Source organism: Pseudomonas entomophila (genome assembly GCF_018417595.1).
Taxonomy (GTDB): domain Bacteria; phylum Pseudomonadota; class Gammaproteobacteria; order Pseudomonadales; family Pseudomonadaceae; genus Aquipseudomonas; species Aquipseudomonas entomophila_C.
In genome coordinates this window covers 1,392,672-1,415,563 of the sequence record NZ_CP070982.1, presented here as the reverse complement: position 1 = coordinate 1,415,563, position 22,892 = coordinate 1,392,672, and the positions used below count along the sequence as shown (strand labels likewise).

General features: G+C 61.4%; 13 protein-coding genes, 2 tRNA genes and 3 rRNA genes. 4 read left to right on the top strand and 14 right to left on the bottom strand.

Going from position 1 to position 22,892, the window contains the following annotated elements; all coding sequences use genetic code 11:
• Positions 1 to 80: 80 nt before the first annotated feature.
• Positions 81 to 1,511: a transporter gene (locus tag JYG34_RS06200; protein WP_213659908.1), complete on the top strand. Its 1,431-nt coding sequence runs from the start codon at positions 81 to 83 to the stop codon at positions 1,509 to 1,511.
• Between the two features lie 17 nt (positions 1,512 to 1,528).
• Positions 1,529 to 2,947 (top strand): PLP-dependent aminotransferase family protein, encoded by a 1,419-nt coding sequence (locus tag JYG34_RS06195; RefSeq protein ID WP_213659907.1) that lies wholly within the window; start codon positions 1,529 to 1,531, stop codon positions 2,945 to 2,947.
• Between the two features lie 241 nt (positions 2,948 to 3,188).
• Here the strand turns inward: JYG34_RS06195 and JYG34_RS06190 are convergent, their stop codons facing one another.
• The 14 genes from JYG34_RS06190 to JYG34_RS06125 form a co-directional block, all read right to left on the bottom strand.
• Positions 3,189 to 4,088 carry a LysR family transcriptional regulator gene (locus JYG34_RS06190; RefSeq protein WP_110736331.1) on the bottom strand — a complete coding sequence of 300 codons (900 nt, stop codon included), beginning with the start codon at positions 4,086 to 4,088 and terminating at the stop codon, positions 3,189 to 3,191.
• 46 nt (positions 4,089 to 4,134) lie between these two features.
• The gene (locus tag JYG34_RS06185; RefSeq protein ID WP_213659906.1) at positions 4,135 to 6,150 is read right to left on the bottom strand and encodes a pyridoxamine 5'-phosphate oxidase family protein; all 2,016 of its coding nucleotides are present in this window, start codon (positions 6,148 to 6,150) and stop codon (positions 4,135 to 4,137) included.
• A gap of 18 nt (positions 6,151 to 6,168) precedes the next feature.
• A complete protein-coding gene (locus JYG34_RS06180; RefSeq protein ID WP_213659905.1) occupies positions 6,169 to 6,798 on the bottom strand; it encodes a glutathione S-transferase family protein in 630 nt (209 codons plus the stop codon).
• Positions 6,799 to 6,961: 163 nt separating this feature from the next.
• Entirely contained in the window at positions 6,962 to 7,516 is a 555-nt protein-coding gene (locus JYG34_RS06175) for a UPF0149 family protein (RefSeq protein ID WP_213659904.1), read from the bottom strand.
• An 84-nt stretch (positions 7,517 to 7,600) separates the two neighbouring features.
• Positions 7,601 to 8,578: an asparaginase gene (locus JYG34_RS06170; protein ID WP_213659903.1), complete on the bottom strand. Its 978-nt coding sequence runs from the start codon at positions 8,576 to 8,578 to the stop codon at positions 7,601 to 7,603.
• A complete protein-coding gene (locus JYG34_RS06165) occupies positions 8,575 to 9,642 on the bottom strand; it encodes a hypothetical protein (protein WP_249746220.1) in 1,068 nt (355 codons plus the stop codon). Before JYG34_RS06165 ends, JYG34_RS06170 begins: the two co-directional genes overlap by 4 nt.
• Positions 9,643 to 9,735: 93 nt before the next feature.
• On the bottom strand, positions 9,736 to 10,632 hold the full coding sequence (locus tag JYG34_RS06160) for a nitrilase family protein (RefSeq protein WP_213659901.1): 897 nt from the start codon (positions 10,630 to 10,632) through the stop codon (positions 9,736 to 9,738).
• A 135-nt stretch (positions 10,633 to 10,767) separates the two neighbouring features.
• A complete protein-coding gene (locus tag JYG34_RS06155) occupies positions 10,768 to 12,714 on the bottom strand; it encodes a flavin monoamine oxidase family protein (RefSeq protein WP_213659900.1) in 1,947 nt (648 codons plus the stop codon).
• 220 nt (positions 12,715 to 12,934) lie between these two features.
• Entirely contained in the window at positions 12,935 to 14,578 is a 1,644-nt protein-coding gene (locus tag JYG34_RS06150) for an acetolactate synthase large subunit (RefSeq protein WP_213659899.1), read from the bottom strand.
• A gap of 441 nt (positions 14,579 to 15,019) precedes the next feature.
• Positions 15,020 to 15,135: ribosomal RNA gene (gene rrf, locus JYG34_RS06145) — 5S ribosomal RNA — on the bottom strand.
• A 137-nt stretch (positions 15,136 to 15,272) separates the two neighbouring features.
• Positions 15,273 to 18,165: ribosomal RNA gene (locus JYG34_RS06140) — 23S ribosomal RNA — on the bottom strand.
• A gap of 243 nt (positions 18,166 to 18,408) precedes the next feature.
• Positions 18,409 to 18,484, bottom strand: a tRNA-Ala gene (locus JYG34_RS06135).
• A 6-nt stretch (positions 18,485 to 18,490) separates the two neighbouring features.
• Positions 18,491 to 18,567 (bottom strand) — tRNA-Ile (locus JYG34_RS06130).
• Positions 18,568 to 18,655: 88 nt separating this feature from the next.
• Positions 18,656 to 20,192 (bottom strand): 16S ribosomal RNA (locus JYG34_RS06125).
• The 16S, 23S and 5S rRNA genes sit together here with 2 tRNA genes alongside, the layout of an rRNA operon.
• A 458-nt stretch (positions 20,193 to 20,650) precedes the next feature.
• Here JYG34_RS06125 and JYG34_RS06120 point away from each other — a divergent pair.
• Together JYG34_RS06120 and JYG34_RS06115 are read left to right on the top strand one after the other, a co-directional pair.
• Complete coding sequence (locus JYG34_RS06120; RefSeq protein ID WP_213659898.1) at positions 20,651 to 21,532, top strand: formate/nitrite transporter family protein; 882 nt, start codon at positions 20,651 to 20,653, stop codon at positions 21,530 to 21,532.
• 239 nt (positions 21,533 to 21,771) lie between these two features.
• Positions 21,772 to 22,848, top strand: coding sequence for a diguanylate cyclase (locus tag JYG34_RS06115; RefSeq protein ID WP_213659897.1), 1,077 nt, complete (start codon positions 21,772 to 21,774; stop codon positions 22,846 to 22,848).
• Positions 22,849 to 22,892: the final 44 nt, after the last annotated feature.

The window sequence follows — 22,892 nt, the reverse complement described above, 5'->3', positions numbered from 1 at the left end:
CCGGGCGCTGTATCTGTTTCAGCAGGCGCCCGCCCTTCACCCTCCACCTCACTCCCTGGATGGCTGAAGGAACCCGCATCATGGCTGCGCTGCTGCTGCAAATGTCCCCCATTGGCCTGGTGATCGCCCTGATCCTGCTGCTGCGCCGCCCGCCCGTGCAGGCCGCGCTGGCCGGCGTGGCCGGTGTCTTGCTGCTATGGGGCCTGGGCGCCGCGCAGCCGCTGTCGGCGGCGGTGTCCGGCGCCATCCTGCAAGACACGTTGATCCTGTTCCTCAGCACCGCCTGCGTGATCGTTCCGGGGCTGGCCTTCGTCATCCTGGTCGAACGCGCCAACGCACCGCAGGCGATCGGCGCCTGGGTGCGGGAGCTGGGCTGGACGCCGCCGATGCAGGTGATCTTCATCGTGCTGGGCCTGGCGCCGCTGCTGGAGGCAATGACCGGGTTCGGCGTGTCGCTGATCGCCACGGTGCCGCTGCTGATGGGGCTGTTTTCGCGCCAGATCGGTATGAAGATGGCCCTGGCCGGCATGGTGGTGATGCCCTGGGGCACCCTCGGGCTGGCCACGGTGATCGGCGCGCTGCTGGCCCATGTGCCGGCGCAGGAACTGGGCAGCCATTCGGCCCTGGTCAGCGCACCGGTGTTCCTCGGCCTGGCCGCCGTGGCGCTGGTGCTGACGGGGATTCGCAGTCTGCAGGCTTGGCTGGGGTTGGCGCTGGTCTCGTTGCTGTTCAGCGCGGTGCTGTATGCGGTCAACCGCTGGATCGGGCCGGAGGCGTCGGGCGTGCTGGCCGGGCTGGCGGTGGCTGGCGTGGGCCTGGGGATGTCCTGGGCGCGGCGCGGGGCGCTGGTGCGCTGGCCGCAGGCAGCGTGGCCGTACCTGGCCTTGCTGGCCGTGATCATCGCCTCCCGGGGGCTGTTCCTGCTGTCGGGCTGGGACGGGCTATGGGTGGTGCATGGCACCAACGTGTCGTGGAAGCCACTGGCTTCGCCGGGGCTGGCCTTGCTGCTGGTGGTGCTGATGATGGTCGGGCGCCAGGGCGCGGGCTTCCCATGGCAGGCGCTGGTCACCCGGGCGCAGTTTCCGGTGGCGACGATCTTCTTGTTCCTGCTGCTTTCCCAGGTGATGGTCAAGGCCGGTTTCCTGGTCGAGGCGCAACGCGCGCTGCAAACGATGTCGGGGGTGTCGCTGGCTTCGACGGTGTCGCTGCTGGCCGGGCTGGCCGGTTACGTGACAGGCTCCAATGTCGGCGGCACCACGCTGGTGATGCCGTCCATTGCGGCATTATCCAGCGCCCATGGCCCCTGGCTGGCAGCCATGGCCAACAGCGCCGCGGGGCATGGCGCGTTGGGCTCGTTGTCGATCCTGTCGCTGGTCATCGGGCTGGCCGGGGCCGACCGTGAGGAAGAGCTTGGGCTGATCCGCTTCGGCTTCGCCCTGGTGCTGCTGAATATCGTCATCGTGGCTGCAACCGGCGTGCTTTTGCTCTACCTTTCGGGAGCTCCCGCCTGACACGACACAAGGCCCCCATGGACCGGAACCCCAAGCCCGACAAACGCTGGCACACCGTCAACGCCTGGCTGCTGCGCCAGATCGACAGCGGCGAATGGCCCAGCGGCACGCAACTGCCCTCGGTGCGCGAGCTGGCGCGGCTGTTCGACAGCAGCATCGCCACCGTGCAGCGGGCCCTGGCGGAGCTGGAGGCCAATGCCTATGTACAGGCCACGCCGCGGATCGGCTATTTCGTCGCCAAGGGCGCGGCCCAGGTACAGGGGTTCGACCTGGCCAGTGTCACCGTCAACGTCAACCACGCGGTGGTCGCCATGCTCGCCCAGGCGGCCAGCAACACCGCGCTGTCGTTGAGCTCGGCAGTGCTGCACGACGAGCTCACGCCCCAGGTGCTGCTGAACAAGTGCCTGGCGACGCTGGCCGCCAAGGCCGGCCTACCCTTAGCCGGCCTGATCGCTCCGCCGGGCCTGGCCTCGCTGCGCCGGCGCATCGCCGGGCTGATGCTGCAACGCGGCGTGGCCTGCGGGCCGGACGACATCCTAGTGACCTCGGGCGACACCGTGGCCCTGGAACTGGCCCTCGAAGCCGTCGCCCGGCCGGGCGCCACGGTGGCCATCGAGACACCTACCTACTACGGCATCCTGCAGACCATCGAACGCCTGGGGATGCGCGCCCTGCCCATCCGCACCCACGCCGACAGCGGCATGGACCTCGAGCACCTGGAATGGGCGCTCAAGCGTGGTAAGGTCGATGTGGTGTTCCTCAACCCGACGCTGCAGAACCCACGGGGCTTCATCATGCCCGACGCGGCGCGGGCACGGCTCTCACAGCTGGCGCAGGCAGCGGATGTGCCGATCATCGAGGACGATATCTTCTTCGACCTGGTGGACGAGGCGCAGCGGCCGAAGGCGATCAAGCACTACGACAGCACCGGGCAGACGATCTATTGCTCGTCGTTCTCCAAGACCGTGGCGCCGGGGTATCGGGTGGGTTGGTGCGTGGCGGGGCGCTACCGGGATGCGATCCTGGCCCAGCTGTTTTCGCGCAACCTGGCGGTGTCGAGCCTGGCCCAGCGGGTGCTGGATGAGTTTATCGGGCGGGGGTACATGGAGGAGCACTGCGCGAAGCTGCGTGGGCGGCTGGCGGCGCAGGCCGGGGTGATGGAGACGCTGGTGCGCTCGGTGTTTCCGCTGGGGACGCGGTATGGGGCGCCGCAGGGTGGGTTTATCCATTGGGTCGAATTGCCGGAAGGGACGGACATGGTGGCGCTGCAACAGCTTGCGGCGGCGCGTGGCTGCAATGTCGGCGCCAGCGGGATGTTCTTTGCCGATGGGGAATGCGGCACTGGGTTGCGGGTATGCCTGGGGCGGGTGATAACGCCGGAGGTGATGGGCGGGTTGAGGGTGGTGGCGGAGTGTGCGGCGCTTTCGAGGTCTTGATTACGCTTGAGGCACTTGGGGGCGCTGCGCGCCCCTTTCGCGACACAAGGCCGCTCCCAAAGGGGAATACGTGCTCCTGTGGGAACAACTGTCTTCTTTGTGGAAGCTGACCCGGCCATGCCGGGCATCGCCAGAAAAACTGGGGTCCTACGGGTTTGGAGTGAAGCTCAGGCTTGGCGCGGTCCATGTGGGAGCGGCCTTGTGTCGCGAAAGGGCTGCGCAGCAGCCCCAGGGTCCGGAATCAAGCCAGATGTGCCTGGCTGCGCAAATGCTCGGCCAACATATCGATAAAGGTCCGCACCTTGGTCGAGCCATATTTGCTCTCCCGATGCAGGATATGGATCGGCCACGGCGCTTCCTCATACTCGGCCAGGATCACCTGCAAGCGCCCGGCCGCCACTTCATCCGCCACCTGGTACGACAGCAGCCGTGCAATCCCGAGCCCGGCGCTGGCCGCGGCGATAGCGGCGTCGTTGCTGGTCACGGTCAGGCGCGGCTTCATGCGGATCAGCGTCGGGTCGTCGATGGCGCCGAAGCGCCAGTCCGTGCGTGGCGACAGGGTCCCGGCGGCGATGACTTCGTGCTTTTGCAACTCCGAAGGGTGGCGCGGCGTGCCGTGGCGTTCGAGGTACTCGGGCGAGGCGCACAGCAATCGGCGCATCCTGCCCACGCGCAACGCCTTGAGCCCCGAATCGGGCAACTGGCCGATGCGCACCGCCACATCCATGCCCTCCTCCACCAGGTTCACCACGCGGTCGAGAAAATATGCCGAAACATCCACCTCGGGGTACTGCTGCAGGTAACGGACGATGCACGGCATGACGAATTTCTTGCCAAACAGGATCGGCGCGGTCACCGCCAGGTCGCCCTTGGGCGCGGCATTGATGCCAGCGGCTGCTTCGTTGGCCTCGACGATGCTGGCGAGGATATGCCGGGTATCCTCCAGGTAACGCCCGCCGGCCTCGGTCAGGCGCACGCTGCGAGTGGTGCGCAGCAGCAGCTTGACCCCGAGCTGTTCCTCCAGGGCGCTGACGGCGCGGGTCACCGCCGCTGGCGAGATGGCCAGGCGGCGTGCGGCGGCGGCGAAGCTTTCCAGCTCGCCCACGGCCACGAACACTTTCATCAGGTGAATCTGGTCCATGCCGCGCCCCACGCGTTGTCGTGGGGCGATTATCGCCGTGGTCACGCTAGAGCTCCAGTACCAGGGGCTGCACACCGTCCTCGGCCTGGGCGGGGATGGCGCAGCAGATCAGCACGTTGCCGGGCTCGGGCAGCTCGGCGGGCGGGTTCGGGTAGTGGACCTGGCCGCTGACCAGCTTGGTCCTGCAGGTACCGCAGGAGCCCCCTCGGCAACTGAAGTCCGGCGACAGGCCACGGCTTTCCGCCAGTTCCAGCAGGGTGCCGCTGTCCGGCGCCCAACGCGCTTCCTTCGCGGAGCTGGCGAAGTACACCGGCACCGGCTCGCTGGCGGGTGGGGGCTGTTGCAGCGTGGGCTGGTTGTCGTCGGTGTGGCGGCGCAGGGTCGAAGGACCGAAGGCTTCGGCATGGATACGGGCGTCGGGCACATGCACGCCGCGCAGGCCTTCGTACAAGTCCTGTGTGAAGTTGGCCGGGCCGCAGAGGTAGAAGTCGTAATCATCCAATGCCAGCGTGGCCTTGACCTGCTCGATACCCAGGCGGCTGGCGAAATCGTAGTCATGCGCCAACACAGCCTGCGGTTCGGGCCGACTCAGGGCACGATGGATGCTCAGCAAGCCATTGGCCTGTTGCTGGAGCGCGGCAAGCTCCTGCTGGAACGGCAGGTCGGCGAGTGTGCGCCCGCCGTGGAACAGGTGGATTCGCCGCCCCTGCCCCTTGGCCAGTTGCTCGCGAAGCATGGCGATCAACGGGGTGATGCCGACGCCCGCACCGATCAGCACAAGGGGCCGGTCGCTGTGCTGATCCAGGATGAAGCTGCCCATGGGCTGGCGCACCTCCAGATGATCGCCGACCTTCACCTGTTGGTGAAGATAGTGTGACGCCGGCCCCTGCGCCTTTACGCTGATGCGCAGGAAGCCATCGGACGGCGCGCTGGACAGGCTGTAGGTTCGGATCAGCGGCGTCTTCCCATCGATGCGCAAACGCACGGGGATGTGCTGGCCAGGTGCGAAGGCCACCGCGGCGCCATCCTCGGGTTGCAGATGGAACGAGCGGATATCGCGGCTCTCCTGCTCAATGTGAAGTACCCGCCAGGTCAGCCATTGGCGCTGCCGTTCGCGCTGTTGCAGGCGTTGCTCGGCCTCGCGCCAGGTGCCGGTAATCACGCTGGTGGGTGCCAATTCCTGGAAGGCCCAGCGCAGCGATAAGGCAGCGGGACGCAGCACCACCTGCTCGATGTCCAGGGTCCAGATCCGCTCGGCGCCCTCGAAAGCGCTGATCAGCGGGCTGTCGAGGATGATCTCGGTGCGCCCGGAAACCTGCAGCATATCGCCCGTGGTGAAATCGACGAACAGCAGGCCGGCGACCGGGTTCACCAGCAGATTGCCGAGGGTGTTGAAATGCAGGTTGCCGGCGTAGTCAGGAATCGTCAGGCGATTGCCCTCGACCCTCACGAAACCGGGCCGGCCACCGCGATGGGACACGTCCACCGAGCGCTGGCCACCATCCTGATCGACGTAGCTGGCGACGAAGAAGGTGTCGGCGCTCTCGATCAAGGCGCGGGTTGCGACATCCAGCGCCACTGAATCCCGGCGCCCCTGCGGCGGCTCGTCGACGCGGGTGTACTCGCGCAGCTGGATGTACTGCGGGCAGTTGCCGAACGACTGCTCGACCACCACTTCCAGCTGGCCGGCGCAGGACCTGCGGATCAGGCCATTGAGGCGATTGCGCCGCCGCGTGTGCAGCTCGATCCCCAGCAGGCCGATGGCGCCGCCCGCCACCAGGCCGGGCGTGGCTGGATCGTCGCTGGCGAGATCGGTGCCGATCAGCAGCTGCCGTGGATCGGGCGAGCTGACGAAGCCTTCCGGGCCTTCGAGCAGCGTCGCCCAGGGTTTGCCTGCGGCGTCCACGGCACCGGCCACCATGAACGGCAACTGCTGGTAGAACGTGCGATGCTGGTCGGGCATGTAGTCACGAATGACCTTCTGCCCGAACGCCTCCATGCGCTCTGCAACACCGACGTGCTCCTGCAGCTGTTTTTCACCTGCATGCCAGGGCGATTGCATGGCGGCATCCCTCGGGAGTCAGAGCGTGGTCTGCAAACCGATGACCGTACGCGGCATCGGCACGAAGCCCGGCAGCGCCTCGACACGGGCCAGCCAGGCGCGCACGTTGGGGTACGGCTCCAGCGACACGTTGCCTTCCGGCGCGTGGGCGATGTACGAGTAGTTGGCGATATCGGCGATGGTCGCCTGGTCACCGACCAGGAACGGGCCCTTGGCCAGTTCGGCGTCGATCACCTTGAGCAGGGTGTGAGCGCGGCCAATGACTTCATCGGTGTTGAACGAGGCACCGAACACCGTCACCAGACGTGCCGCCGCCGGGCCGAAGGCCAGGGGACCGGCCGCCACCGACAACCAGCGCTGCACTCGGGCGGCACCGACCGGATCCTGAGGCAACCAGCGCTCACCGCCGTAGGCCTTGGCCAGGTAGACCAGGATGGCGTTGGAATCGGCGATGACGATGCCGTTGTCATCGATCACCGGCACCTGGCCGAAGGGGTTGATGGCGAGAAACTCTGGCTGCTTGTGCTCGCCCTTGGCCAGGTCGACGAATACCAGCTCGGTAGGCAGTTCGAGCAGCGACAGCATCAGCTCTATGCGGTGGGCGTGGCCGGACTTGGGGAAGTTGTAGAGCTTGATCGGGCTTGGCATGTGCGGGGCTCCTGGTCAGCGCCGGGAGTGGCGCTGCTGGAGGACATGCTGCACTGGATCGTCCGACAGCAGAATCGGTGCTGGGAGCAATCCAGTATTTCGGCAGGTGGAATAATCACACTCGCGGGGGCAAGCCCGCTGCTACACGCCCGCGGTGGCGATCTCAATGACGGTGCTGTTTCTGGTACTGATACAACCCCCGCGCCGCCTCGACTACCAGCGGTACACAAGCCTGGAGCTCATCGAAGCTCATCGAATCGAGCAGCTCGAAATTGTCTTCCAACCCATGCAGGGAAATGGCCTTGAGCAGACGATCCTGCTCCGGCGGCAGCTCGCTCCACTCGGCCACCTGGGTACCGCGCATGTAGCCGAAGCACCATTCCTCGAGAATGATCGCCGGGCCTTCCTCGCCTTCGCTCTCCTCGAACAGCGGTTCGAAGTGCTCAATGTCGTCGGCCAGCTCTTCCGCCACCTGGCTGGCGTAACGCAGCATCAACGCGGTGTAGGCCTCTTCATGGGCGGGCTTCTTGAACTTCGGCACCTTGCCACCAGCGACAGAGGGCAGCCATTGCTCGGGATTGACCTTGCTAGGGGAGCTGGCCAGAGCGGTGAAGAAACCGTTGAGCTCGGCGAGGTTGAGCACCGAATAGTCGTTGCCGTAGGTGATCAGCAGGTCTTCGAGGCGGTCGAGTTCTTTTTCGCTGAGCGCGGGGAGCATGGGCGGGTGTCCTAGGGCGGAAATTTGCGTGCACCCTAGCACAGGCAACGCCTGCCCGCTCCCATCACGGGAACGGGCATCGGACTATTGCTGCAGCCAGTGCGCCAGGTCGGCCTGCCGCCCGGTGCCGATCAGCAGCCACAGCAAGAGTCGGCACTTGCGCGGGCAGAGCCAGCCGGCCATGTGCAGGCCCCGGTTCTGCAGGTCGATCTCGCCGCCGATAAATCCGTAGGTTCCCAGGGCTGTCGGGCCATTGCCGGTGCGGGTGGCGATGATCACCGGCATGTTGCCGGCGATGCGCCCCAACGCCTCGGCCCAGGCTTCAGAGACATGACCTGCGCCAAAGCCGGCAACCACCACCCCTGAATAGCCCAGGCCTCCGAGCGCTTGCAGCAGCCTCGTATCGGCATCGAGACAGGCCTCCAGCAAGACGACCTGGTGATCCACCTGCACCGGCAGGGGTAACACCCGCCGTGGCGTGGCAGCCTGGCGATAAAGTGGTCTACCCTCCACGACCTCCCCTATCGCCCCAGCGCCGGGCGACTCGAAGGCCGCCATCGCCAGGCTGGTAGTCTTGCGCACCCGCGCGGCCAGGTGGATCTGGTCGTTGATCACCACCAGCACGCCACGCCCCCGACTGCCATCGGCGATTGCAACCTGCACCGCCGCCAGCAGGTTCGCCGGACCATCCGCGCCCGGCTGGCTGGCCGAGCGCATGGCGCCGGTCAGGATCAGCGGGGTGTCATGGGGCCAGAGCAGGTCGAGGAAATACGCGGTCTCCTCCAGCGTATCGGTGCCTTGGGTGAGGACCACGGCCTGAGCCCCCGCGTGCACTTGCGCGCTTGCCCAGGCCTGCACATCCAGCATGTCGCTGAACGCCAGCGAGGCGCTCGGCACCAGGCTCAACGTGGCGGTGCTGATCTGCGCCAGTGCCTGCAATTGAGGCAGGGACGCCAGTAGCGCGGCGCAATCGAGCCGAGGGGTCACACCCTGCCCCGGCGCCGCGGACTGCATGCTGACCGTGCCGCCCAGGCTGGCGATCGAAACACGTGGTGATGTCATGAGTTACCTCCCGCAAGCAGGCCGACCAGGGGCACGATGCCCAGGGTGCTGATGGCCATGGACAGGACATTGCCGATATAGCCGTGCATATAGCCCGGCAAGCGCTGGCTGATGGCCACGGCAAGCGGTGGTGCGATCAGCGCGCCGAGCACGGCGCTGGCGACGATCACCTGCCAGCTGCCGCCCAGTGTCAGCACGGCCGCGGGCACGATCGACACGATGGGAATATAGGTCGGATACCAGCCCCGCTCTTGCCATTGCCGTCGCCAGAACAGCACACCGACCAGCGATGCCAATGCCTGCCCGGCCACCATCTGCAGCACCAGTTGCGAGCCGTAGGCCGGTGCCGCCGGGGCTAATACATAAGCCAGCAAGACGCCGAGCAGCAAGCCGAGACTGGCCAGCTCATTGCCGAAGAACGGCGCTTCGCTGAAATCGGCCAGTACCCGACGCAGGGTCCAGACCACACCATAGTCGGGCTGGCTGGCCGTCACGGCGACCACTGGGTGCTGTCCATCGCGAACCAGCACCGGACAGCGCTTGCACAGCAGGAATGCCAGCACACTGGCCAGGGCCATGCCACTGACATTGCCGATCACCACCGGCAACTGCAGCGGGTAGCACAGGTAGTTGACCAGCAGCAGGCTGGCCGGCGTCACCAGCACGGCACCGAGCAGCGCGCCATTGATCGCGACGCGCCAACCGCCGCCAAACAGCAGGACCATGGCCGCCGGCAGCGAGACGAAGGCGACAAAGGTCGGCTGCCAGGTACCACCCTCCAGCGTCCAGCCCCACAACGCATGGCTGAGCAGCAGGCCGAGCAGCGAGCTGATGATCAGCCAGGGCCACAGACCAGTGCCGTAGCAGATGGCAAAGCCTTGCCAACGATACCCGCGCTGCTGGGCCCAATGCGCGAGGCTCGCCCCCAGCAGCAGCCCCAGTGCCGGCAACTCGTGCTTGTAGAAAGCGACCTCGCTGATATCACCGACAATCCAGCGCAGCCTGCTCAACGGCTGGTCGAGGGTTGCAACGAGCTGCGCATAGTCGGGCCATCCACCCAACATCAGGCTGGCACCGCAAAGCAGCGCGAGGCCCAGGAGTGTCAGCGACGACGACCGTTGTCGCGGTAAGGAAAGGCGCTGTTCCATGACGCCTCCTCAACGTGGCATCGGCGCATGCAGCCGATACCCCAGGGTGGCGTCGTAGAGGTCGGTGCGCCGGTCACGCGGAAGGTCGTTGAGGCTGTTCCAGATCGGCGCCGAGCGGGCGGCGCTTAGATCAACGTCGGCGTAGAGGATGCATTCCTCCTCGGCACTGGCCACCTCGCCGATGGGCCAGCCGTTGGTACCGGCAATCAGCGAACAACCGAGGAAGCGCCCGCCCCGTTCGCAGCCGATGCGATTGGCGGCGGCTATATAGACATTGTTGACGTGGGCCGCGGTCATCGTCAGGTACGAGGCCATGCAGCGCCCGGCCTCGTCGAACAGCGGCGGCGGTGTCCAGACCCAGTTGTTGAGGCTGCAGATGATGTCGGCGCCCTGCGCGGCCATGAGCCGTGGCACCTCCGGGAACCAGATGTCCCAGCAGATCAGCAGGCCGATGCGGCCGATGGGCGTTTCGAACACCGGGAAGCCCAGGTCTCCGGGAGTGAACCAGAGCTTTTCCTGGTTCCACAGGTGCGCCTTGCGGTAATGCCCGAGCCGCCCCTGCGGGCCGAACAGCACGGCACTGTCGTAGAGCTTGAGGCCGTCCCGCTCGGCGAAGCCTGCGGCCAGATACACCTGCTGCTCACGGGCGAACTCCGCCCAGGCCTGCAGGCATCGTCCATCCTCCAGCGTCTCGGCGTGGGCATAGGCCTCGGCGCGGGAGTTGAAGGTGTAGCCGGTGTTGGCCAGCTCCGGCAACACGATCAGGTTCGCCCCTTCACACGCGGCGCGGCGGGCCAGGGCCAAGCCACGGCTCAGGTTGCCATCGCAATGGTCCAGGCCGACCTGCGGGTCGTACTGGATGACGGCAATGCGTACGGGGCTGACGGGAGTGGTGTGTTCCTGCATGGCGGCTTCCTGTTCTGGTAGTTGTGGAAGGCCGCCAGTAGAACGGGCATGGCAGGTGGGGCGACAGTCAGCAGGATCCTCTGGAACTGAGGGAGATTGCGAAAATACGTGGAGGAGCACTCCTACAAAGTTGTTTCAAAGCGCCTGTCGAGGCACCTGATAATGCGGATAGTGCTCGAGGCTGAAGCCCCCCTTGAAATGTGCGCCGGTGTTGTTGCAGAGGTTGATCACGGTGTCGATGGCGGTGCGCAGACACGGCTCGGTCCAGCCGGCATCGACAGAGAAAGACTCCCCGGCGAGGTAAAGCCCTGAATGGACACTCCGGTCACGGTTGTACTTCATCAGGCTTACCGCGTCGTAATAGGTGCCCGCCCGGTACAATTTCGCACAGCCAAGTGCATTCCTGTCTGTCATCCATCTTTGTATGCGGGTGTTTCCAAGATCGATATGGGGCGAGATGGGTTCGCCGATGTTGGTGCAACGCAACAGAATCCGATCGAGTTCCGCTACGCATTTTTCCACAAGCTCCGCGTCTGAATACGCCGCCAGCTTGGTGGCATCGTCCTCCCAGGTGTAGCTGAGCAAGATGCAATCGCGGGTGTGCTGATTGTTGTAACGGTAGGCATAGACATCGTGCACGAAGCTGTCGGTGACCAGGATCTGCGGCAGGTGGGGATGCTGGTCGAGGAAGCTTTTACGCAGCGGCGCATACACCTTGCAGCTGGTCTCCCAATGGGCATGCTTCCAGGCCTCGACAATGGCCGGTGGCAGCATGCTCCGGGAGAAGCCCTCAAGGCGCATCCCTGTTTCGATCAACCAGGACGGCGTGGTAAGCACCACGCTGTCGAACACATCGCTCATCGGCTGAGCCTTGGCGTCATCGCTGTGCCGCCAACGGTAATCGACGCGGATGCGGCCATCGGCCAATTTGTGCAGGCCATGAACCGAGCTGTCCGTCAGCAGGCCATCCTTACGCGCCACGCATTGGCTGTACAAGGATTCGCCCAGGCCAGCGATGTCCATGAACAGCAGGGCCTCATCCAACGCGGCGATCCCCAGGTAGGCAGGCGCCTGGAAATACAGGCCTTTGCTGTCGGGCACAGTCTCGACATCCTGATAGGGTGCTGCAAACACTCGCCCCTTTTCATCTACACGCCCATGCACAAGCTGCAGGTGGCTGCTGAACCCGAAAATGGCGGTACGCAGCGGATAGAGGCAACACACGTCGTAGAAGGCGCCCCAGCTGCCATCACCGATGCCGATTGCATAGAAGATCGCCGACTCGTCACGGTCCATGCCAAGGCCGCCGAAATCGCCTGGATTGCCAGGGTCCCAAGCCTCCCGGATCGGCAGCAGTACCAGGTCACGGAACGACAGCCTGTGATATCGCTCGACGATTGCCGACCACATCGCCAGCCAGCCTTCTGTGCCGTAGATGGCGGCCACCTGTTCGGCGAAACGCTCGGCAAAGCACCGCCACTTGCCATGAATCCTCTGTAGTACCGCAGTAGGTGGCGGGGTGTGGCCTTCGGGATTCTTCCAGATCAGCAGCTTCGGATCACCCTCCCCTTCAAGTTGGCCTTCACGCAGGTAGATACCTGTCGCATTGACCCAGGGCGTGCCAGGGTTGGGGAAGTCGGAAAGCCGCAGGTCGAACAGATCTGCGTAATACGCCATCAATGAACGGCCTGCCTTGGGCGGTTCACCGGTTCGGTTGAAGAACGGCATGCGCATGGCGCCCATCTCGAAGGGAGCGGTGTGTGCTGTTGGCTTGTCAGCAGAGGATGACACGGTGAGATGACGCCCCCCGATTCGCCGGGCTTGCTCGATCAGGGTGATCTGGGTGAAACCACAGCGCAGCAGTTCACGTGCGACGGTGAGGCCGGTGACGCCAGCACCGACAATGCAGATGCGATGTGCAGGACGAGCAACCTGGGCAATGCCGCCTTGCTGTTCGACAAGACGTCGGTAGTCGAAACACAGGTCAGGCGGATTCGGGAATCGTGCGGCCCATGGCAGCACTGGGGGGTGTGGCTCGACGGCCAGGTCGGCGGGATGGTTGTGCGTTGATCCGATGGTCATGGTCTCGGGTTCTCAGGGTGGGTGAGGAGCCTGAGCATGCCGAGAGCAGGGAGGTGGGGAACGGTAGATGTGTATGGTGGTGCTGCGTGTGTCGTTGCCTGTACTGACGCTATCGCGGGGCAAGCCCGCTCCCCCGCCCCCCATTCCCACAGGCCTGTAATAACGCTATGGGAACGGATGGCGTGGGAGCGGGCTTGATCCCGCGATGGGTCGTCAGCGTTTAGACCGCCAGCGCGCGCTCACGCAGCTCGCTGTTGAGGATGCGGTCGTTCTCGCTGTAATCCACCGGGCAGTCGATCACGTGCACACCCGGGGTCTTGATGCAGTGCTCGAGCAGCGGCAAGAAACCTTCGGCGCTTTCCACGCGGTGACCGTTGGCACCATAGGCTTCGGCGTACTTGACGAAGTCAGGGTTGCCGTAGTCCAGGCCGAAATCGGTGAAGCCCATGTTGGCCTGCTTCCAGCGGATCATGCCGTAGCCGTCGTCACGCAGGATCACCACCGTCAGGTGCATGCCCAGGCGCACAGCGGTTTCCAGCTCCTGGCTGTTCATCATGAAGCCGCCGTCGCCGCACACCGAAATCACCGGGCGGTCCGGGTAGACCAGGTGCGAGGCCATGGCCGAAGGCAGGCCGGCGCCCATGGTCGCCAGGGCGTTGTCCAACAGCACGGTGTTGGGCTTGTGCGCCTTGTAGTTGCGAGCGAACCAGATCTTGTAGATACCGTTGTCCAGGGCGACGATGCCTTCGGACGGCAGGGCACGACGGATATCGGCGACCATGCGCTGCGGGTAGACCGGGAAGCGGTCGTCATCGGCGCCTTCGGCGATCTGCGCTTCGTTCGCTTCGCGGATGGCCATCAGGCGAGTGAAGTCCCAGTGGCTGGTGTCGGTCAGCGCTTCGCTGATCTGCCACACAGCGTTGGCGATGTCGCCGATCACTTCCACCTGCGGGAAGTAAACGGCATCCACCTCTGCCGAACGGAAGCTTACGTGGATGACCTCGGTACCGCCGCGCACCATGAAGAACGGCGGTTTCTCGATCACGTCGTGGCCGATGTTGACGATCAGGTCGGCAGCTTCGACAGCGCGGTGAACGAAGTCACCGGAAGACAGCGCGGCGTTGCCCAGGAAGCGCGGGTGGCGCTCGTCGACCACACCTTTACCCATCTGGGTGGTGATGAACGGGATGCCGGTCTTGTCGATCAGTTGCTTGAGGACCTTGGCGGTCATCTTGCGGTTGGCGCCGGCGCCGATCACCAGGATCGGGTTGCGAGCGTTCTGCAGTTTCTGCACGGCGGCTTCGATGGCCACGTGTTCGGCCAGCGGGCGACGGTGCAGGCTGCGCGGGATCGGCAGGGCGTCGGTCTGCTCGGCGGCGATGTCTTCCGGCAGTTCCAGGTGCACGGCGCCCGGCTTCTCTTCCTCGGCCAGGCGGAAAGCCTCACGCATACGGGCAGGGATGTTGTCGGCCGAGGCGAACTGGTGGGTGTACTTGGTGATGGGGTCCATCATGCCGCACACGTCGATGATCTGGAAACGGCCTTGCTTGGACTTCTTGATCGGCTTCTGGCCGGTGATCATCATCATCGGCATGCCACCCAGGTAGGCGTAGGCGCTGGCGGTCACCAGGTTGGTCGCGCCAGGGCCGAGGGTCGACAGGCTGACACCGGTCTTGCCGGTCAGGCGGCCGTAGGTGGCAGCCATGAAGCCTGCGGATTGCTCGTGGCGGGTCAGTACCAGCTTGATCTTCGACTTGCGCAGGGACTCGAGCAGGTCGAGGTTTTCCTCACCAGGAATGCCGAACACATACTCGACACCTTCGTTTTCCAGGCATTGCACAACGACATCGGCGGCCTTGGCCATCTTGCTTCTAACCTCAAGTAATAGGACGGTGAAAGTCCAGGAATGCGCAGCACGGTACGCTGGCATCGCTCGGTCCGGGTGCCAGGATTGCCCCGAACCTAAGCCTTGACGCAGGGTAGGTACGGGGAAGTCACGTAATTGTGACGGCAATATTGTCGCACCTGTGACGAGGCGATGTGAGGTAGCCGACGAGCAAAGGAGATTTGCATGATCGTCAGCAAACGGATCCCGTGTAGGAGCGGCCTTGTGTCGCGAATGGGCTGCGAAGCAGCCCCGGCGATATCTGCTTGATGCATAAATCCTGGGGCCGCTTTGCGGCCCTTTCCGGCCGGTCCGACGCCTCGGCAAGGCCGCTCCTACAGGGGGGCGGTGTTGGTTTTGGGAACGCAGAAAAGACAAAACCCCTACCTGCTCGCGCAGATAGGGGTTTTGCGAAATGAATCTTGACGATGACCTACTCTCACATGGGGAAACCCCACACTACCATCGGCGATGCATCGTTTCACTGCTGAGTTCGGGATGGGATCAGGTGGTTCCAATGCTCTATGGTCGTCAAGAAATTCTGTTGCCAGAAGATCCAGATGGATACTCCAGCGAATTCGGATATGTGATCTTTGTGGTTCGTTGCGAACTTTCGGTTCGTATCATCTTCACCACCACAATCTGCTTCGTGTGCAGATTGCTTGGGTGTTATATGGTCAAGCCTCACGGGCAATTAGTATTGGTTAGCTCAACGCCTCACAGCGCTTACACACCCAACCTATCAACGTCGTAGTCTTCGACGGCCCTTCAGGGGATTCAAGATCCCAGTGAGATCTCATCTTGAGGCAAGTTTCCCGCTTAGATGCTTTCAGCGGTTATCTCTTCCGAACATAGCTACCCGGCAATGCCACTGGCGTGACAACCGGAACACCAGAGGTTCGTCCACTCCGGTCCTCTCGTACTAGGAGCAGCCCCTCTCAAATCTCAAACGTCCACGGCAGATAGGGACCGAACTGTCTCACGACGTTCTAAACCCAGCTCGCGTACCACTTTAAATGGCGAACAGCCATACCCTTGGGACCGGCTTCAGCCCCAGGATGTGATGAGCCGACATCGAGGTGCCAAACACCGCCGTCGATATGAACTCTTGGGCGGTATCAGCCTGTTATCCCCGGAGTACCTTTTATCCGTTGAGCGATGGCCCTTCCATACAGAACCACCGGATCACTAAGACCTACTTTCGTACCTGCTCGACGTGTTTGTCTCGCAGTCAAGCGCGCTTTTGCCTTTATACTCTACGACCGATTTCCGACCGGTCTGAGCGCACCTTCGTACTCCTCCGTTACTCTTTGGGAGGAGACCGCCCCAGTCAAACTACCCACCATACACTGTCCTCGATCCGGATAACGGACCTGAGTTAGAACCTCAAGGTTGCCAGGGTGGTATTTCAAGGATGGCTCCATGAGAACTGGCGTCCCCACTTCAAAGCCTCCCACCTATCCTACACAAGCAAGCTCAAAGTCCAGTGCAAAGCTATAGTAAAGGTTCACGGGGTCTTTCCGTCTAGCCGCGGATACACTGCATCTTCACAGCGATTTCAATTTCACTGAGTCTCGGGTGGAGACAGCGCCGCCATCGTTACGCCATTCGTGCAGGTCGGAACTTACCCGACAAGGAATTTCGCTACCTTAGGACCGTTATAGTTACGGCCGCCGTTTACCGGGGCTTCGATCAAGAGCTTCGCTTGCGCTAACCCCATCAATTAACCTTCCGGCACCGGGCAGGCGTCACACCCTATACGTCCACTTTCGTGTTTGCAGAGTGCTGTGTTTTTAATAAACAGTCGCAGCGGCCTGGTATCTTCGACCGGCGTGGGCTTACGCAGCAAGTGCTTCACCCTCACCGGCGCACCTTCTCCCGAAGTTACGGTGCCATTTTGCCTAGTTCCTTCACCCGAGTTCTCTCAAGCGCCTTGGTATTCTCTACCTAACCACCTGTGTCGGTTTGGGGTACGGTTCCCAGTTATCTGAAGCTTAGGAGCTTTTCTTGGAAGCATGGCATCAACCACTTCGCGCTCTAATGAGCACTCGTCATCAGCTCTCGGCCTTGAGATCCCGGATTTGCCTAAGATCTCAGCCTACCACCTTAAACTTGGACAACCAACGCCAAGCTGGCCTAGCCTTCTCCGTCCCTCCATCGCAATAACTGGAAGTACAGGAATATTAACCTGTTTTCCATCGACTACGCTTTTCAGCCTCGCCTTAGGGACCGACTAACCCTGCGTCGATTAACGTTGCGCAGGAAACCTTGGTCTTTCGGCGTGCGAGTTTTTCACTCGCATTGTCGTTACTCATGTCAGCATTCGCACTTCTGATACCTCCAGCAAGCTTCTCAACTCACCTTCACAGGCTTACAGAACGCTCCTCTACCGCATCACCAAAGGTGATACCCGTAGCTTCGGTGCATGGTTTGAGCCCCGTTACATCTTCCGCGCAGGCCGACTCGACTAGTGAGCTATTACGCTTTCTTTAAAGGGTGGCTGCTTCTAAGCCAACCTCCTAGCTGTCTAAGCCTTCCCACATCGTTTCCCACTTAACCATGACTTTGGGACCTTAGCTGACGGTCTGGGTTGTTTCCCTTTTCACGACGGACGTTAGCACCCGCCGTGTGTCTCCCATGCTCGGCACTTGTAGGTATTCGGAGTTTGCATCGGTTTGGTAAGTCGGGATGACCCCCTAGCCGAAACAGTGCTCTACCCCCTACAGTGATACATGAGGCGCTACCTAAATAGCTTTCGAGGAGAACCAGCTATCTCCGAGCTTGATTAGCCTTTCACTCCGATCCACAGGTCATCCGCTAACTTTTCAACGGTAGTCGGTTCGGTCCTCCAGTCAGTGTTACCTAACCTTCAACCTGCCCATGGATAGATCGCCCGGTTTCGGGTCTATACCCAGCGACTAAAGCGCCCTATTAAGACTCGCTTTCGCTACGCCTCCCCTATTCGGTTAAGCTCGCCACTGAATATAAGTCGCTGACCCATTATACAAAAGGTACGCAGTCACCTAACAAAGTAGGCTCCCACTGCTTGTACGCATACGGTTTCAGGTTCTATTTCACTCCCCTCTCCGGGGTTCTTTTCGCCTTTCCCTCACGGTACTGGTTCACTATCGGTCAGTCAGTAGTATTTAGCCTTGGAGGATGGTCCCCCCATGTTCAGACAAAGTTTCTCGTGCTCCGTCCTACTCGATTTCACTGGCAAGAGATTTTCGTGTACGGGGCTATCACCCACTATGGCCGCACTTTCCAGAGCGTTCCACTAATCTCAAACCAGCTTAAGGGCTGGTCCCCGTTCGCTCGCCACTACTAAGGGAATCTCGGTTGATTTCTTTTCCTCAGGGTACTTAGATGTTTCAGTTCCCCTGGTTCGCCTCTTGCACCTATGTATTCAGTACAAGATACTCAGCTTATGCTGAGTGGGTTCCCCCATTCAGAGATCTCTGGATCACAGTCTGTTTGCCGACTCCCCAAAGCTTATCGCAGGCTACCACGTCTTTCATCGCCTCTGACTGCCAAGGCATCCACCGTATGCGCTTCTTCACTTGACCATATAACCCCAAGCAATCTGGTTATACTGTGAAGACGACATTCGCCGAAAATTCGCACGTCGCTCTTTCGAGCAGAACTCACAAATTTTACCTTAGCCTGAATAACCAGCAGTGAAACTGGCATTCAGTCTATTTCTATCACATATCCGAATTTTTAAAGAACGATCTGACAAAAGCCAGAAATCAACATTCATCAACGAATGCTCATTTCTAAGTTCTGATCAAGTGACACAACTGCGAAAGTGGTGGAGCCAAGCGGGATCGAACCGCTGACCTCCTGCGTGCAAGGCAGGCGCTCTCCCAGCTGAGCTATGGCCCCGCATATTGGTAGGTCTGGGCAGATTTGAACTGCCGACCTCACCCTTATCAGGGGTGCGCTCTAACCAACTGAGCTACAGACCTAGTAAGGCAAAACTTTGGGTCTTGATCGTCTTTACATCTGAATCAAGCAATTCGTGTGGGAGCTCATCAGCAGGCTGATGTCGTCGATTAAGGAGGTGATCCAGCCGCAGGTTCCCCTACGGCTACCTTGTTACGACTTCACCCCAGTCATGAATCACACCGTGGTAACCGTCCCCCCGAAGGTTAGACTAGCTACTTCTGGTGCAACCCACTCCCATGGTGTGACGGGCGGTGTGTACAAGGCCCGGGAACGTATTCACCGCAACATTCTGATTTGCGATTACTAGCGATTCCGACTTCACGCAGTCGAGTTGCAGACTGCGATCCGGACTACGATCGGTTTTGTGAGATTAGCTCCACCTCGCGGCTTGGCAACCCTCTGTACCGACCATTGTAGCACGTGTGTAGCCCAGGCCGTAAGGGCCATGATGACTTGACGTCATCCCCACCTTCCTCCGGTTTGTCACCGGCAGTCTCCTTAGAGTGCCCACCATAACGTGCTGGTAACTAAGGACAAGGGTTGCGCTCGTTACGGGACTTAACCCAACATCTCACGACACGAGCTGACGACAGCCATGCAGCACCTGTGTCAGAGTTCCCGAAGGCACCAATCCATCTCTGGAAAGTTCTCTGCATGTCAAGGCCTGGTAAGGTTCTTCGCGTTGCTTCGAATTAAACCACATGCTCCACCGCTTGTGCGGGCCCCCGTCAATTCATTTGAGTTTTAACCTTGCGGCCGTACTCCCCAGGCGGTCAACTTAATGCGTTAGCTGCGCCACTAAAATCTCAAGGATTCCAACGGCTAGTTGACATCGTTTACGGCGTGGACTACCAGGGTATCTAATCCTGTTTGCTCCCCACGCTTTCGCACCTCAGTGTCAGTATCAGTCCAGGTGGTCGCCTTCGCCACTGGTGTTCCTTCCTATATCTACGCATTTCACCGCTACACAGGAAATTCCACCACCCTCTACCATACTCTAGCTCGCCAGTTTTGGATGCAGTTCCCAGGTTGAGCCCGGGGCTTTCACATCCAACTTAACGAACCACCTACGCGCGCTTTACGCCCAGTAATTCCGATTAACGCTTGCACCCTCTGTATTACCGCGGCTGCTGGCACAGAGTTAGCCGGTGCTTATTCTGTCGGTAACGTCAAAACAGCAAGGTATTAACTTACTGCCCTTCCTCCCAACTTAAAGTGCTTTACAATCCGAAGACCTTCTTCACACACGCGGCATGGCTGGATCAGGCTTTCGCCCATTGTCCAATATTCCCCACTGCTGCCTCCCGTAGGAGTCTGGACCGTGTCTCAGTTCCAGTGTGACTGATCATCCTCTCAGACCAGTTACGGATCGTCGCCTTGGTGAGCCATTACCCCACCAACTAGCTAATCCGACCTAGGCTCATCTGATAGCGCAAGGCCCGAAGGTCCCCTGCTTTCTCCCGTAGGACGTATGCGGTATTAGCGTTCCTTTCGAAACGTTGTCCCCCACTACCAGGCAGATTCCTAGGCATTACTCACCCGTCCGCCGCTGAATCAAGGAGCAAGCTCCCGTCATCCGCTCGACTTGCATGTGTTAGGCCTGCCGCCAGCGTTCAATCTGAGCCATGATCAAACTCTTCAGTTCAATACTGCTTGGGTTTTTAAGAAACCCTAAACTTGGCTCAGCAATCTCAAATGACTATGTGATTTCTCGCATGGCCACTTGTGATGCTGATAATCTTGTTGACTATCAGTCCGTACTCACAAGCACCCACACGAATTGCTTGATTCAATTTGTTAAAGAGCGATTGGTTAAGAGCGTTTCGTCTCAACCGAGGCGCGCATTCTACGCCAGCCTCATTTCGTGTCAAGCGTTATTTTCGAAGTTTTTTCGAAGCTGCCTTTAAAAAACACCTTCAACCTCAACAACTTACCGCTTGCCTCGTCGCGTTCAACGCTGCGAGGAGGCGAATAATACGCCGTTTGAAATCAGAGTCAACACCTTGATCTAAAAAACTTTAAATCGCCGTTTGGCGCCCCTTCGGCAACTATTCGCCATGACCTCTGATCTGTAGAGAAACACCTAAGCGGAGCGCCATGGCCATGAGCGATGCACAAAGCGAAAAGACCCCTGGGCTATCGGCGGACGAAGAGCAGGAAGTCAGCCACAATCAACCCCCCAGGGCTGCGGTGCTGCACGAGATCATCCGCTCCCAGGGCGATCAGGAACTGGAACGTACCCTCGCCGCATTATGGTGGTCGGCGCTGGCGGCCGGCCTGACCATGGGCCTGTCGTTGATGGCCATGGGGTTGTTCTATGCCCGCCTGCCAGAAGGCGACAGCGCCCAGGTAATTGCCAGCCTGGGTTATGCCGCGGGTTTTCTCGCGGTGATCCTGGCTCGCCAGCAACTGTTCACTGAAAACACCCTGACCGCGGTACTGCCGGTCATGACCACCCCTACCCTGGCCAACCTTGGCCGCTTGCTGCGTCTATGGAGCATCGTCCTGCTGGGGAACCTGGCGGGCACGTTGCTGGTGGCCTGGGTGATGCTCGAACTGCCGATCTTCGATGCCAAGACCGACAGCGCCTTCCTTGAAGTGGGGCGCAAGGTGATGGAGAACGGCATTTTCCAGATGTTCGCCAAGGGCATCGTTTCGGGCTGGATGATTGCCACCATGGTCTGGATGATACCGTCCATGGAGCACGCCAAGATCTGGATCATCCTGATGATCACCTACCTGATGGCACTGGGCGACTTCACTCATATAGTAGTGGGCTCGGTGGAGGTGTCTTACCTGGTCTGGGCCGGAGAGCAGAGCTGGCGCGCATTCTGGCTGGACTTCGCCCTGCCCACCCTGGCCGGCAATATCATGGGCGGCAGTTTCATCTTCGCCCTCATCAGCCACGCCCAGGTCCGCAGTGACAGCGGCAAGCCGCCTTCAAAGCTGTCGAAGGATGCAAAACCCTCGAAAAACGACACCTGACGTGCCGCGGCCGAGTTGCTGGAACGTCCATCTCGGCGCGGTGCCGACTCGCCAGGGGTGGATAGCCAGGGGGCCATGAGCGAGAGCATTCCGAGCAAAAAGAAAGCCTTCACGTTACCGCCCAGGGATCGGATCAACCGTGAATTGGCTTGCAAGGTCATTTTTCGCCGATGAACGATTGCTCAACAATATTCACACGACTTATGCGATAAACGGCGCCTCACAGAAGAACGACAACCATGATCGACAACCGCAGCGGCAAGGGGCTTTCATTCGTCAGGCGCATCTATCTGCCGCGGATCATCGGCCTGGGCATCGGCCTGTTCAGCGTGATGGCCGCCGTCGCACCGCTGGCCTTGCCGCACTGGGCCTGGGCGCTGTTGCTGTTCAACGGCCTGGCATGGCCGCACGTGGCCTACCAATGGGCACTGCGCTCGGTCACCCCCTACCAGGCCGAACAGCGCAACCTGCTGATCGATTCGCTCATGGGCGGCTTCTGGACCGCGGCCATGCATTTCAATCCGCTGCCCACAGTCACCATCCTGTCGATGATGACCATGAACAACGTCGCCGCCGGTGGCAAACACCTGCTGCTGCGGGGCTTGCTGGCCCAGTCATGCGGGATGCTGCTGGCCAGCGCCCTTCTGGGCACCGGCTATCAGCCACAAGCCACGCAGCTGCAGGTGTTCGCCTGCCTGCCCATGCTCACGCTCTACCCGCTGGCCCTGGGCTGGGTGTGCTACCAGCTGGCGATCAAGCTGGCCGAGCACAAGCGCCGCCTGAGCGCCCTGAGCCGCACCGACAGCCTTACCGGCCTGCTCAACCATGGTTCGTGGAAGGACCTGCTGCTGCTCAAGTTCCAGATCTGCCAGCAGCAGCAACTGCCAGCGGTCATCGCCCTGATCGATATCGACCACTTCAAGACCATCAACGACACCTACGGCCATGTGGTCGGCGACTGCGTGCTGCGCCAACTCAGCCAGGAGCTCAAGCGCAGCCTGCGCGAGGATGACCTGGCCGGACGCTACGGTGGCGACGAGTTCTGCGTGATCCTCCCCGGCACACAGGAAGCCCATGCCTGCCAGGCCATGGAACGCCTGCGCGAACGTGTGGGTGACTACCGCAACCCGCAACTGCCGGACCTGCGCATCAGCTTGAGTATCGGTCTGGCGGCATTTCAACCAGGACTTCCCGCCCCGGAGCACTGGCTGGCGGAGGCTGACCGAGCGCTTTATGCGGCCAAGCACCAGGGGCGCGATCAGGTCAATTTCGCCCGCGGCGGCGCCACGACGCTCAGGCTGGCCTATCCTGAGTGAACCTTCCCCCAGGCTCGGGCGGAAGACGGCTGTCGAAGGAGTCG